The 615-nt window shown below is 77.1% G+C and carries 1 protein-coding gene; it reads right to left on the reverse strand.

From position 1 onward, the window contains the following. Positions 1 to 615, reverse strand: a 615-nt coding sequence (locus tag G5C65_RS38090) for a cell division protein PerM (RefSeq protein WP_241266365.1), incomplete at both ends; no start/stop codon positions are given.

Below are 615 nucleotides of genomic sequence, written 5' to 3' on the forward strand. Positions count from 1 at the left end.
GTACCGCCCCCGCCAGGCACCACACCGCGGGCCCGCCCGCGCCCGTCTCCGGTACCGCCACGAGCAGCGGGAACGGTGGCAGCTGCGCCAGCATCCCGGCGGTGCCCTCCGTCCCGAGCGGGCTCACCACGCTGCCCGCACCGAGGGTGAATCCGGGCCCGAGCCCGTACGCCACCGCCCACAGCACGGCGTTGGGCGCGAGCGCGACGGCGAGCAGCAGCATGCCGAAGCGCCCCGGCACCGACTCGGTCAGCTGCGGAAAGCTGTGCTGCACCGCACCCGGACGGCGCAGCAGCGCCACGCCCAGCAGTGCGGCGCCCGCGCCGCACAGCGCCACCACACCCGCGAGCCCGGCGCGTACGGACACCTCGGCGCGCTCCCCGCAGCACAGCCGTGGTGAGCGCGGCACCGGGCTCCCCCGCGCCCGCCACACGCAGTACGCGCAGACCGCGGCGACCAGCAGCGGGAGCCGCCATGCCGCGCTCACCACGTCCACCCGCATCGGGCCGCCGCAGGCGTACACCACCGCGCCGCAGGCGACCAGCAGATATCCGGCCGCCACCCACCCGGCCGCGGCAAAAGCCGCCGCCGGGCCGCCGGACCGCTGTCTCTTAT

Origin of the sequence: Streptomyces boncukensis, from assembly GCF_011045075.1 — a bacterium.
Classification (GTDB): domain Bacteria; phylum Actinomycetota; class Actinomycetes; order Streptomycetales; family Streptomycetaceae; genus Streptomyces; species Streptomyces boncukensis.